Origin of the sequence: Nocardiopsis coralli, from assembly GCF_014892575.1 — a bacterium.
GTDB classification, from domain to species: Bacteria; Actinomycetota; Actinomycetes; order Streptosporangiales; family Streptosporangiaceae; genus Nocardiopsis; species Nocardiopsis coralli.
In genome coordinates, this window is record NZ_JADBGI010000022.1 from 79175 (window position 1) to 91885 (window position 12711).

Consider the following 12711-nt stretch of genomic DNA (forward strand, 5'->3'; position numbering starts at 1 on the left):
CGACGACCACACCGACCGGGCCCGGAACCCAGGCGGGCGCCGAGCGCACCGACACCCCGCGGCGGCGCATCCGGCCCGCACGCGCCGTGCTGCACATCTTCCTCATCGCCACCGCCCTGGCCTGGTTCTTCCCGATCCTGTGGGCCGTGGTCAACTCCTTCCGCGACTACGAACACACCGCCGCGCACGGCTACCTGTCGCCGGGCGGGTTCACCCTGGACAACTACGCCCAGGCCTGGACCCAGGGCGAGATGCCGCAGTACTTCCTGAACTCGCTGATCATCACCGTGCCCGCGGTTCTGCTCACCCTGTTCCTGTCCTCGTGCGCGGCGTTCGTGCTCTCCCACCACTCGCGCCGGTTCAACCTGGTGATGCTCGCGGTCTTCCTGGCCGCCAACCTGCTGCCGCCCCAGGCGCTCCTGGTGCCGCTGTTCCGGCTCTACACCTCGATCCCGCTGCCGTACTGGGTCAGTTCCTCGGGCTCGCTCTACGACAGCCACCTGGGCATCGTGCTCATCCACGTCGCCTTCCAGATCGGGTTCTGCACCTTCGTGCTGAGCAACTTCATGAAGGCGCTCCCGGCGTCGCTACTGGAGGCCGCACGTGTGGACGGCGCGACCGTCTTCCAGCAGTACTGGAGGGTGGTGCTGCCGCTGTGCCGGCCGAGCCTGGCGGCCCTGGCCACACTGCTCGTGACCTGGGTGTACAACGACTTCTTCTGGGCTCTGGCGCTGCTGTCCAGCGGCGACAAACTCCCCATCACCACCGCCCTGCAGAACCTCCAGGGCTCCTTCTTCGTCGACCACAACCTGCTCTCGGCCGGGTCGGTCCTGGTCGCCCTGCCCACCCTCGTCATCTTCTTCCTGCTGCAACGCCACTTCGTCGCCGGACTCACCCTGGGAGCCAGCAAAGAATGACCGACCAGCGCACCATCACCCTCCGGGCCGCCGGAACCGCACTGATCCTGCGCGTGCCCGACCACGGTCTCCCGCACGTGCTGCACTGGGGCGCCGACCTGCCCGACGCCGAAGGCCTGGCAGCAGCCGCCGCACCCCCCGCCGTGCACAACGGGGTCGACGTGCCCGCCTACCTCTCCCTGCTCCCCACCCAGGGCGAGGGCTGGCGCGGCCACCCCGGCCTGGCCGGACACCACGAAGGGCGCGTCACTTACCCCGACTGGTCGGCGGTCGAGGCCGACGTGCACCCCCTCGACGGCGCCGCCCCGGGTGTGGGCGGGCAGGTCACCGTCACCGCCGAGGGCGGCGGCCTGCGCCTGCGCACCGAACTCCGCATGGAGGCCCAAGGGCTGGTCCGCCTGCGCCACACCGTCACCAACCTCGACCCCGACCCCTGGACCCTCGACACCCTCACCGCGACCCTGCCCCTGCCCAAGGAGGCCGAGGAGGTGCTCGACCTCACCGGCCGGTGGGTACGCGAACGCGCCCCGCAGCGCTCGCCCCTGTCGATGGGCACCCGCATGCGCGCTTCCCGCCGCGGCCGCACCGGCCACGACGCCCCGCTCGTGCTCACCGCCGGCACCCCCGGGTTCGGGTTCCGCGACGGCGAGGTGTGGGGCGTGCACACCGCCTGGAGCGGAGACCACCTCCACCTGGCCGAACGCCTGCCCGAGGGCGCAGGGCAGGCCGACGCCGTGCTCGCCGGCGGCGCCCTCGTGCACCCCGGGGAGATCCGCCTGGCCCGGGGCGAGCACCACACCACCCCGTGGGTGTTCATGTCCTGGTCCGACCGGGGGATGGACGGCATGTCCGCGCGGTTCCACCGATGGCTGCGCGCCCGCCCCCAGCACCCGCACGAACCCCGCCCGGTCGTGCTCAACACCTGGGAGGCGGTCTACTTCGACCACGACCTGGACCGCCTCACCGAGCTCGCCGACACCGCCGCCCGCATCGGCGTGGAACGCTTCGTGCTCGACGACGGCTGGTTCCGCGGCCGCCGCGACGACACCGCGGGCCTGGGCGACTGGACCGTCGACGACGAGGTCTGGCCCGACGGCCTGCACCCGCTCTTCGACCACGTGCGGTCCCTGGACATGGAGGTCGGGCTGTGGGTGGAACCGGAGATGGTCAACCCCGACTCCGACCTCGCCCGCGCCCACCCCGACTGGCTCCTGGCCCCCGACGGCCGCCACGCCCCGCCCAGCCGCCACCAACAGGTGCTGGACCTGGGCCGCCCCGAGGCGTTCGAGCACGTGTTCACGCACCTGGACGCGCTGGTCACCGAGTACCGGCCCCACTACCTCAAGTGGGACCACAACCGCGACCTCCTCGAGGCCGTGCACGTGCCCACCGGCGGCGCGGGGGTGCACCGCCAGACCCTGGCCGTGTACGCGCTGCTCGACCGGCTGCGCGAACGCCACCCGGACCTGGAGATCGAATCGTGCTCCTCCGGCGGCGGCCGCGTCGACCTGGGCATCCTCGAACGCACCGACCGGGTGTGGGCCTCCGACAACAACGACGCACTGGAACGCCTTCCCCTGCAGCGCTGGACCGAACTGCTCCTGCCGCCCGAGCTGATCGGCAGCCACGTCGGAGCGCCCGAGTCGCACACCACCGGACGGGTCACCGCGCTGCCCACCCGGCTGCTGACCAGCCTGTTCGCGCACACCGGCATCGAATGGGACGTCACCTCCTGCGACGAGGAGGAACTCGCCGCGCTGGCCACATGGATCCGCCTGTACAAGGAGCTGCGCCCCCTGCTGCACACCGGCGACGTCGTGCACGCCGACCCCTCCGACCCCGCCGAGCAGCTCGACGGGATCGTCGCCGCCGACGGGTCCCGCGCCCTGTTCCGGTACGCCCGCCTGGGGTCCTCGGCGCGCGCCGTGCCTGGACGCGTGCGACTGCCCGGGCTTCCGGAGGACCGCCGGTACCGGGTGACCTGGCGCCGCGAGACCGGTTGGCCCTCCTCGGTGCAGCGCACGCTCCCGGCCTGGGTGGAGGGCGAGGCGCCCGTGGTCTCGGGCGCGGTGCTGTCCCGCGCGGGGCTGCAGCTTCCGGGGCTCAACCCCGCACAGACCATGCTGCTGGACCTGGAGGAGGCCCGATGACCAGCGACCTCGAAGGCTTCGCCCCGTCCGCCGGCGCCCGGCCCCCGCGCGCCCGCCTGGACTCCGACGCCCCCGCCCTGGACCTGGACGGCACGTGGCGGTTCCGGTACCTGCCCGAGGTGCCGGCCGACCACGACGGGTTCGCAGATCCAGGCCTCGACGACTCAGGGTGGGACGAGTTTCCGGTGCCCTCCCACTGGCAACTGCACGGGTACGGGGCGCCCGCCTACACCAACGTGCACTACCCGTTCCCCGTCGATCCGCCGTTCGTGCCCGACGAGAACCCGACCGGGGAGTACCGGCGCACCTTCGACCTGCCCCCCGACTGGCCGGAGGGCGGTGCGGTGCTGCGCTTCGACGGGGCGGACTCCTTCCTGCGGGTGTGGCTCAACGGCACCGAGCTGGGCTTCTCCACCGGCAGCCGCCTGGTCGCGGAGTTCGACGCCGGCCACCTGCTGCGGCCGGGGCGCAACGTGCTGGCGGCGCGGGTGCACCAGTGGTCGGCCGCCAGTTACCTGGAGGACCAGGACATGTGGTGGCTGTCGGGTCTCTTCCGCGGCGTCACCCTGCAGCACCGCCCCGCCGAGGGCATCGAGGACCTCACCGTGGTCGCCGGCTACGACCACACCACCGGCACCGGAACGCTGCGCGTGGACACCCCCGGGTCGGCGCCGGTCCGCATCGACCTTCCGGAGCTGGGGTTGCACGGCGCCGCGACCGGGACCGTGCACGAGGTCGGCCCGGTCGAGCCCTGGAGCGCCGAGTCGCCCCGCCTGTACGCGGCCGAGGCGGCCTCCGCGGGCGAGCGGGTGCGGCTGCGCATCGGGTTCCGCAGCGTCGCCGTCGAGAACGGGCGCCTCATGGCCAACGGCCGCCCCCTGCTGCTGCGGGGCGTCAACCGGCACGAGTGGCACCCCGATCACGGGCGTGCGGTACCGCCGGAGACCATGCGCGCGGACGTGCTGGCGATGAAGCAGCACAACGTCGACGCCGTGCGCACCAGCCACTACCCGCCCCACCCCTCCTTCCTGGACCTGTGCGACGAGCTCGGGCTGTGGGTGGTCGACGAGTGCGACCTGGAGACCCACGGGTTCGAGGCTGTGGAATGGAGGGACAACCCCTCCGACGACCCGCGGTGGCGCGAGGCCTACCTGGACCGGATCCGGCGCACGGTGGCGCGCGACCGCAACCACCCGTCGGTCATCATGTGGTCGCTGGGCAACGAGGCCGGGCGCGGGGAGAACCTGCGGGCGATGGCCGACTGGGTGCACGAGCACGACCCCACCCGGCCTGTGCACTACGAGGGCGACCCCGACAGCTCCTACGTGGACGTGTACTCGCGCATGTACGCACCCCACGCCGAGGTCGAGGAGATCGGCCGGTGCGGGGAACCGGCGACCGAGGACCCGTCGGCCGACGCCCACCGGCGCGGACTGCCGTTCGTGCTGTGCGAGTACGCGCACGCGATGGGCGCGGGGCCCGGCGGGCTGGCCGAGTACCAGCGGTTGTTCGAGCGGTACCCGCGTCTGGCCGGCGGGTTCGTGTGGGAGTGGTTCGACCACGGGATCCGGCGCCGGGAGGACGACGGCACCGAGTGGTTCGCCTACGGGGGCGATTTCGGGGAGGTGCTGCACGACGGGAGCTTTGTCGCCGACGGGTTGGTGCTGCCCGACCGTGCCCCGAGCCCGGGACTGACGGCGCTGGCCGCGACGTTCGCCCCGGTGCGGGTCGAGGTCGATGCCGGGGCGGGGGTGGTGCGGGCGGAGAACCTGCGCACCTTCGCCGACACCTCCGACCTGGCGGTGCACTGGGAGGCGGCCGAGGAGGGCGTGGTGCTGGAACGCGGCACCCTCCCGGTCCCGGTGCTCGCGCCGGGGGAGCGCTCCGAGACGGAGCTGCCGCAGGTGCGCGGGGCCGCGGTCGGCCAGGTGTGGATGACGGTCTCGGTGCGTGCGGCCCGCGACCTGCCCTGGGCCGAGGAAGGCCACGAGGTCGCGTGGGGGCAGGGGCTCCTGACCGAGGCCGAACCGGGGCCGGAACCGGCGGCGCACCACCCGGTCACCGAGGGCAGGCATGTGCGTCTGGGCCCCGGGGTCTTCGACGCCCGCACCGGCCGGCTGCTCGAGGTCGCCGGGCTCGGGGCCGAAGGCGTCCGGTTGGGGGTGTGGCGTGCGCCCACCGACAACGACGAGGGCACCCACGGGTTCCCGCTGGCCCCGTTCTGGCGGGCGGTGGGTCTGGACCGGATGGTCGAGCGCCGCCGTTCGGTCGAGGCCGGCCACGAGGCCCTGCAGCTGCGCACGCGCCTGGCCCCGGCCGCGCGCGACCTGGGGCTGGAGGTCTCCTACCGCTGGAGCGCCGCCGGTTCCACGTTGTGGCTGGACCTGGAGGCCCGTGCGGTGGGGGAGTGGCCGTGCCCGCTGCCTCGTGTGGGGCTGGACCTGGCGCTGCCCGGTTTCCTGGACACGGTGGAGTGGTTCGGGCGCGGCCCCGGTGAGGCGTTCCGCGATATGGACCAGGGGGTGCGGGTCGGGCGCTTCACCGACACCGTGGCGGGCCTGCAGACCCCTTACCTGCGGCCGCAGGAGAACGGGGTCCGGCTCGGGACCCGGTGGCTGGAGCTGCGCGGGGCCGACGGGGCCGGGCTGCGGATCCGGGACGGCGGCGGGGCCGGGGAAGGGTTCGCGTTCACCGCCCGCCGGTGGGACGACCATGCACTGGACGCCGCCCGCCACCCGCACGAGCTGGCCGCGGAGGACCGGCTGCACCTGCGGTTGGACGCCGACCACCACGGCAGCGGGTCGGCCTCCTGTGGTCCGGGCGTTCTGCCCGAACACCAGCTCACGCCGGGCACCCACCGTTTGCGGGTGGGGTTCTCGCGCCTGCCGGGCTGACCCGTTCCTGCCTGGCTGATGTGTGGCGGGGTCCCCGGGGGAGTGAGGTGATCACCCCGGGGCCCCGCCGGCCGGCCGGATCGCTGACGGCCGGCCCGCCCTGGGCTCACCAACTGGACTTGGTGACCCCGGGCAGCTCTCCGCGGTGGGCCATCTCGCGGAACCGGATCCGGGAGAGGCCGAACTTGCGCAGGTGCGCGCGCGGGCGCCCGTCGACGGCGTCGCGGTTGCGCACGCGGGTGGCGCTGGCGTCGCGGGGCTGGCGGTTGAGCTCGGCGACGGCCGCGGCGCGCTCCTCCGGCGGGGTGTCGGGGCTCTTGATGGTGCGCTTGAGCTCGGCCCGGCGCTGCGCGTAGTGGGCGACGGTGCGTTTGCGCTGTTCGTTGCGGGCGATCTTGCTCTTCTTGGCCATCAGACCTTCTCCCCTCGGGCGCGGATCTCGGCGACGACCCGCTCGATGCCGCGGGCGTCGATGGTCTTCATGCCTTTGGTGCTCACGCGGAGCTTGACGTGGCGGCCCTCGGTGGGCAGCCAGTAGCGCTTGGTCTGGATGTTGGGGTCGAACCGGCGGCGGGTGCGGCGGTTGGAGTGGGAGATCCGGTTGCCGAACGCGGGTTTCTTGCCGGTGACCTGGCAGTGGCGGGACACGGGGCTCCTTCCTGTGGGGCGGGTGGTGCGGGCGCGGTCAGTTCTGCTTGGTGGACGACGGGTAGGGCAGGAGCGCCATCTCGCGGGCGTTCTTGACCGCGGCGGCGATGAGGCGCTGTTGGCGGGCGGTGACGCGGGTGACGCGGCGGCTGCGGATCTTGCCCTTCTCCGAGATGAACTTCCTGAGCAGCGCGGTGTCCTTGTAGTCGACGTGGTCGGCCTCGCCCAGCGGGTTGGCGAAGGCGCGCTTGCGGGCGGGCTTGGTGCGGCGGCGGTCGGCGGGCATGGTCAGCGCTCCGTGAACGTGGCGAAGGGGTCGTTGTGGAACTCGTCCTGGCCGGTCTCGTCGTCGGTGAGCAGGCAGGAGTCGAGGAGCTCCACCAGGGCGAGGGCGTCCATGCCCACCCCGGTGAAGGACAGGTGCTGGCGGCGGTCTCCGTGCACGGGGTTCCAGTCGCGGTGGGCGGCGTCGCGGCGTCCGGGGGAGACCAGGTCCATGGCGGCCTCGGGGAGCGCGTCCAGCCAGGGGCCGCCGTTCTCGACCATGAGCAGGTCCTGGTGGGACTCCCAGAGCATGACGTTGTCGGGCTTGCTGGCGAGCCAGAAACGCCCGCGGCCGCGCAGGGTGCGGGCGGCCAGCTCCTCCAGGGCCTCGGCGAGGCGTTCGGGGTGCAGGGGCCGGTCGCGGTCCCAGACCACCGTGCTGACCCCGTGCTCGTCGGTGTGGCCGGTGTAGCGGGCCCAGGCGGGGTTGAGGCGTGCGTGCGCGGCTTCGGTGTCGAACTCGGCATCGAACCATCCGTCGGCGGCGGCGTCCGTGGGCGCGGTGTCGGCGGCGGGGTTGAGCTGGGTGAGCAGGGCGCGGGCGTGGGGGGTGGGTTCGCCGCGCAGGGCGATGCGGCCGGGGTACTCGAGCTGGCGGGTGAGGACCTCGGTGACGGTGCGGTGGTCGTCCTGGGCGATGTCGAGGCCGCGGTCGGCGAGTTCGTCGTGGGTGCCGAGGTCGGCGGTGAGGCGGGCGGCGTCCACGGCGGTGACCACGGCGGTGAGGCGGAGTTCGTCCTGCGCGGCGATCGACTCGGCGATGAGCTGGGGTTCGACGCTGTTCCAGGCCTCGACCACGCACAGGTCGTGGTCGCCGGTGGCGGCGGTGCGCAGGAGGAAGGGGATCAGGTCCTCGCGCAGGGTGCAGGAGGCGCAGGCGTGGTCGAGGTGGACGGGTTCGGTCTCCTGGTGGCCGGCGGCGTCCTGGGTGAGGCGGTGGACGGTGCCCTGGCCGATGTGGGCGAGGTCGTGGTGGACGGCGAGGGACCGCGGCTGCGACGACAGCAGGGACTGCACGGCTTCGTGCCGTGCGAGCCCGTGCAGGCCGGTGACGAGGGCGATGCGCATGGGGGCGCTCCTTCCCGAGGGGAGACCCCTCCAGAATGAAAATGAAAACCGTTCCCAAGTCTAACCACGCCGGGGCGGTGCTCGGAACACCGGGCCGGGGCGGGGAGGACCCCTCGGGTGCGCCCACACGATCGGTGCCGTCACGGGCGAACCGGGGCGGCTCTGCCCGGATCGCAGGCCATGGAGATCCGGAAAGCCATGACGGTCCTGCACCGAGGGGCGGGAGCCCGAAGGAGGAGACTGTGGGCCGTGCCACGAACGAAGGAGAGGTGCGTATGACGTCCGAACCGACCGAGGAGGCACAGGCCGAGGAGGGACAGGGGCTCGACATGAACATCGTCTGGAGCGCCTTCGGGGTCGCCGGGGCGGTGTTGATCGCGGTCGACGCCGCGCACTGGGGGGAGACCCTCCTGCTGTTCTCCAGCCTGGCCGTGACCCTGCTGCTCCTCCTCGAGTGGAACGCGGGCCGCTTCTCCCGCGCCGCGATCCCCGCCCTGGGCTTCACCGCGGCCGTGTGGGTGCTCGGCGCGCTCGGGTTCGATGCGCCCACGAGCGCCTACGGGTTCGCGGTCGCGGCCACGCTCATCGCCTTCGAGCTGCCACGCGGGCGCGGGGTCCTGCTCACCGGGGCCGCCGCCGTCGCCCTCACGGTGCTCGCCGTGAAACCGGTCGTGCCCGGGTCGGAGGGGCAGACGTTCGGGGACATCGCCCTGTTCGTCTGCCTGTCCCTGGGTGTGGCGTTCGCCGGAGTGACCGTGGCGGTCCTGGCCCGCGCGGTCAAGGATCTCGTCGGGCGTCTGGACCGGGGGCGGCGCCGCGATTCGGAGCTGGCCCTCCTGCGCGAGCAGGTGCGGTACAGCGGCGACCTGCACCAGGCCCAGGACCGGACCCTGAACGCGGTCGAAGGCAAGGTCGACCTGGCCGAGGAACACCTGCACAGCGACCTGGACCGGGTGCGGCGAGAACTGGACGGGGTGCGCACCCTGATCGGGGCGAACAGCATCGAGACCAAGGGGCTCGTGCACGCCCAGCGGCGCCTCCACCTCGCCGCTGAGCTGGAGAACGCCAAGAACCGCCTGGAGTCCGCCGGTATCCACGTGCAGGTCGGCCGCGCGGACGGGGTCGACACCAGCGCGAGCGCACTGCTCGGCGAGGTCCTGCGGGAGGCCACCACCAACATCCTGAGCCACACCGGGGCCGAACAGGTCAGGATCACACTCACCTGGGACGGAGTGTCGGTGGTCAACGACGGTGCGGGGGGCGACGGGCGCCTGCCCGCGCTCAGCGGGCTCGGTGTGCTGCGTGAGCGCCTGGTCGGCCACGGGGGAGAGCTGGCGGTGGAGCAGGACGGTTCCTGGTTCCGTACCGTCGCGACCGTGCCCGCCCCCGACAGCGGCACCGTACCCACGGCCCGGGCCGACCACCGCTGACCGGTCGTGGCCCCGGCCGGCGACGGGGACCACCGGCGGGCCTCAGCGCCCGGTCCCCTTCGCGGCCGTATTGGGCGTCGCGTCGGAGCCCCGCGCGGCCCGGCCGTAGGTCAGCCGGCGCAGCAGCGTCTCGGCCGGACCGCGCACCCCGGCCCGGTCCATCGCCGACGCTGCGGCCACGGTCGCCGACCACGTCGCCACCGCCACCAGCACCGCCGACCAGCTCGACAGGGACGTCCCCAGACCCAGCCCCCACGCGGCCAGCAGCGGCGGGAGGACCAGCGACTGCGCCAGGTAGCCGCTCAGCGACCGCCGTCCCAGGGCCACCACCGCCCGCACCGGGAACGTGTCCCGGCGTCCGCGCACCGAGATCCGGTGGGCGATCAGGCCGAACAGAGCGGCGTAACCGACCCCCGCGAAGATGCCCGTGTAGAAGTGCAGCCCGTTGACCAGTGCCACGGTCTCGGGGCCGAACACCCCCAGGTGCTGCAGGGCCAGGCCCGCCCCGGCCGCCCACCCGGCCGCGATGCCCCACACCGCGACCCGGCGCAGCAGAGGCAGGTGGCGGGAAGGCTCCTCCAACACCCGGTGCCGCGCGGCCAGCAGACCGATCAGGAAGGCCGTGGGCAGGGCCAGCGTCAGCACACCCTGCGTCGTGGTGAGGAACCAGGCCGGAAGGCGGAACAGCGCCGAGAGCAGGTAGTCCGGCTCGGCGATGCTCAACCGCTGCAGCGTCTCGGCGCCGGGGGCCGAAGCGGCGGGGTCGGCCGGCACGAGACGGGCCACGAGCGCCGAGGCCGCGACCGACAGCGCACCCACGCCCAGCAGAACCCCCGTCCAGATCCGCAGCGTGCGGTCACGGCGGCCGAAGAACAGCGGCACCAGTAGCAGCGCCATGAGCCCGTAGGCGCCCAGGATGTCGCCCTGCCACAGCAGCACCCCGTGCACGGCGCCGAACGCCAGCATCCACAGGTGGCGGCGCCGCAGGTACCGGCGCACCTGCTCCGGGGAGGTTCCGCGCTCCACCTGCCGGGCGTACATCTGCCCGATGCCGTAGGCGAACAGGAAGGCGAACATCGTGTGGGTGCGCGCGTCCACCACGATCAGGGTCAGGGCCTGGGCGACCCGGTCGGCGACCGAACCCCCGTCCGGGTGCAGCATCATGCCCACGGGCACGTCGTAGATGAACCACGGAACGTGCGCCAGTGCGATGAGCAGCAGCATCATGCCGCGGGCGAGGTCGGGGGCGAGTACGCGTTCGGTGACCGGTGTCGAACGCACCGGGGCCTGCAGGGCCGGTTCGGAGATCATGCGGCAAGCCTCGCCCGCACCGGCCCCGCCCGGCAGTGCGGCCGCGTCACCTGATCCCTGTGACACGTGCGTGCTCCCATCCGTGACGTGGTGTCACTGGTGGGGCCGGGTGCCGCCGAGGAGACTGGGACGGTGCGAACAACAGGGGAAGAGTGTGTATGGCGTCCGAGCTGACCGACGAGGCGCAGGGACGGCTGCGCAGACTCAGTCTGGAGATCGTCTCCGCATCGGTCACCGCCATCGGGGTGCTGCTGATCGTGTCCCAGGCCCAGGGTTGGCCCGATACCGTTCTCATGGGGGCCGGGCTGGCCGCGACGCTGCTGGTCGTCAGTTTCTGGGGTAGGGGCCGGTTCACGACCGTGGCCCTTCCGGGGCTGGTTCTGACCGCGGCCGTGTGGGCCGCGGGTGCCCTCGCCTTCGAGACCACTGCCGCCGCGTTCGGGTTCGCAGTCGTGGCCACCTTGGTCGTTTCCGAATCCGCCGAAAGACGACGGGCGCTCTGCGCGGGACTCGCTGCCGTTGTCGTGGCGGTTCTCGTGCTGAAACCGGTCCTCTCGGCGGAGAGCCTGCCCACGTCCGCCCTCTACGTGTTCGCGACGGTGTGTGTGGCGGTCGCGGGGATCGCCATGGCGATCCTGGCCCAGGGGGTACAGGAGCTGATCACCGAGCTCGACCGGGCCCGCAGGCACGAGGCCGAAGTGGCCGTCATGCGCGAGCGGGTGCGCTTCGCCGGCGACCTGCACGACATCCAGGGCCACACCCTGCACGTGGTCAAGCTCAAGGTCGCCCTGGCCCGCAAGCTCCTGCACAGCGACCTGGCACGCGTCGAACACGAACTCGACGAGGTGCACACGCTGGTCGGCGACACCATCACCGAGACCAAGGAGCTCGCCCACGCACAGCGCAGCCTCAACCTGGCCGCGGAGTTGGAGAACGCCAAGAACCTGCTCGAGGCCGCGGGCATCGCGGTGCACGTCGAACGCGGGGCCGAGCCGGCCCCCGGAACCGACGCGCTGCTCGGCCAGGTCCTGCGCGAGACCACCACCAACATCCTGCGCCACAGCGACGCCGCCCAGGTCTGGGTCACCCTCGACGGCGGCGCCCTGACCGTGGCCAACGACGGCGCCCGCGGCGAGGGGCCGCCCCACCTCAGCGGCCTGGCGGGCCTGCGCGACCGGCTGGCCGCCCACGGGGGAGAACTGGCGGTGGAACAGGACGGAACCCGGTTCCGCACCGCTGCTTCACTGCCCCACCCCGACACCGCCCCCGACACACGGAAGGACGAGCGATGACCACCGTGGTCCTGGCCGACGACGAGGCCCTGCTGCGCACCGCACTGGCCTCACTGCTGCCCCTGGAGGGCGACATCACGGTGCTCGCCGAGGCCGAGGAGGGCGACGGGGCCGTGCGCGCCGCACTCGAACACCGCCCCGACGTGCTCGTCATCGACCTGGAGATGCCCGGCACCGACGGCCTGGCCGCGCTGGCCCGGTTGCGCCGCGAGCGGCCCTACCAGGTCGTGCTCATGCTCACCCGCCACGCCCGGCCCGGGGTTCTGCGCCGTGCCCTCGAACTCGGCGTGCAGGGGTTCGTCAGCAAGTCCGCCGACCCCTCCCACATCGCCTCGGTCATCGCGACCCTGCACGAGGGGCGGCGGTGGATCGATCCGGACGTGTCCGCACTGGCCATCATCGACGACTGCCCGCTCACCGACCGCGAGCTCGACGTGCTGCGCGAGACCGGGCACGGGTACTCGGTCGCCGAGATCGCCGCGCGCCTGCACCTGGCCGAGGGCACCGTGCGCAACTACCTGTCCAACGCCATGGGCAAGACCCAGAGCCGCAACCGGCACGAGGCCGCCCGCCACGCCCGCGAGCACGACTGGCTCTGAACCCCGATCGGGGATCTTGCTACCAGCGCCACATTCGACGCTGATACCGGCTCCGGTAGCAAGATCCCCGCTGAAGGG

11 protein-coding genes are annotated in these 12711 nt (G+C 72.9%); 6 read left to right on the plus strand and 5 right to left on the minus strand.

Annotated elements, in window-relative coordinates; translation table 11 throughout:
* Window positions 1-68 precede the first annotated feature (68 nt).
* From IDM40_RS21645 to IDM40_RS21655, 3 genes are read left to right on the plus strand one after another with little or no spacing between them, the layout of a single operon-like run.
* Window positions 69-917: a carbohydrate ABC transporter permease gene (locus IDM40_RS21645; protein ID WP_193123901.1), complete on the plus strand. Its 849-nt coding sequence runs from the start codon at window positions 69-71 to the stop codon at window positions 915-917.
* On the plus strand, window positions 914-3067 hold the full coding sequence (locus IDM40_RS21650) for an alpha-galactosidase (protein WP_193123865.1): 2154 nt from the start codon (window positions 914-916) through the stop codon (window positions 3065-3067). Before IDM40_RS21645 ends, IDM40_RS21650 begins: the two co-directional genes overlap by 4 nt.
* Entirely contained in the window at window positions 3064-5961 is a 2898-nt protein-coding gene (locus IDM40_RS21655; RefSeq protein ID WP_193123866.1) for a glycoside hydrolase family 2 TIM barrel-domain containing protein, read from the plus strand. The genes IDM40_RS21650 and IDM40_RS21655 overlap by 4 nt, the downstream gene beginning before the upstream one ends.
* 106 nt (window positions 5962-6067) lie before the next feature.
* Here the strand turns inward: IDM40_RS21655 and rpsN are convergent, their stop codons facing one another.
* From rpsN to IDM40_RS21675, 4 genes are read right to left on the minus strand one after another with little or no spacing between them, the layout of a single operon-like run.
* Entirely contained in the window at window positions 6068-6373 is a 306-nt protein-coding gene (gene rpsN / locus IDM40_RS21660; RefSeq protein ID WP_193123867.1) for a 30S ribosomal protein S14, read from the minus strand.
* Complete coding sequence (gene rpmB, locus IDM40_RS21665; RefSeq protein WP_193123868.1) at window positions 6373-6609, minus strand: 50S ribosomal protein L28; 237 nt, start codon at window positions 6607-6609, stop codon at window positions 6373-6375. The genes rpsN and rpmB overlap by 1 nt, the downstream gene beginning before the upstream one ends.
* A gap of 37 nt (window positions 6610-6646) precedes the next feature.
* The gene (gene rpsR / locus IDM40_RS21670; RefSeq protein ID WP_193123869.1) at window positions 6647-6895 is read right to left on the minus strand and encodes a 30S ribosomal protein S18; all 249 of its coding nucleotides are present in this window, start codon (window positions 6893-6895) and stop codon (window positions 6647-6649) included.
* Window positions 6896-6897: 2 nt separating this feature from the next.
* A complete protein-coding gene (locus IDM40_RS21675) occupies window positions 6898-8001 on the minus strand; it encodes a GTP-binding protein (RefSeq protein ID WP_193123870.1) in 1104 nt (367 codons plus the stop codon).
* A gap of 275 nt (window positions 8002-8276) precedes the next feature.
* Between IDM40_RS21675 and IDM40_RS21680 the strand changes: the two genes are divergently transcribed.
* Complete coding sequence (locus tag IDM40_RS21680) at window positions 8277-9431, plus strand: sensor histidine kinase (protein ID WP_193123871.1); 1155 nt, start codon at window positions 8277-8279, stop codon at window positions 9429-9431.
* A 42-nt stretch (window positions 9432-9473) separates the two neighbouring features.
* On the opposite strand, the gene IDM40_RS21685 is transcribed toward IDM40_RS21680, so the two are convergent.
* Entirely contained in the window at window positions 9474-10742 is a 1269-nt protein-coding gene (locus IDM40_RS21685; RefSeq protein WP_235997812.1) for a DUF418 domain-containing protein, read from the minus strand.
* A 158-nt stretch (window positions 10743-10900) separates the two neighbouring features.
* Between IDM40_RS21685 and IDM40_RS21690 the strand changes: the two genes are divergently transcribed.
* Window positions 10901-12034 carry a sensor histidine kinase gene (locus tag IDM40_RS21690; protein WP_193123873.1) on the plus strand — a complete coding sequence of 378 codons (1134 nt, stop codon included), beginning with the start codon at window positions 10901-10903 and terminating at the stop codon, window positions 12032-12034.
* Window positions 12031-12633 (plus strand): response regulator transcription factor, encoded by a 603-nt coding sequence (locus tag IDM40_RS21695; protein WP_193123874.1) that lies wholly within the window; start codon window positions 12031-12033, stop codon window positions 12631-12633. The genes IDM40_RS21690 and IDM40_RS21695 overlap by 4 nt, the downstream gene beginning before the upstream one ends.
* Window positions 12634-12711 lie beyond the last annotated feature (78 nt).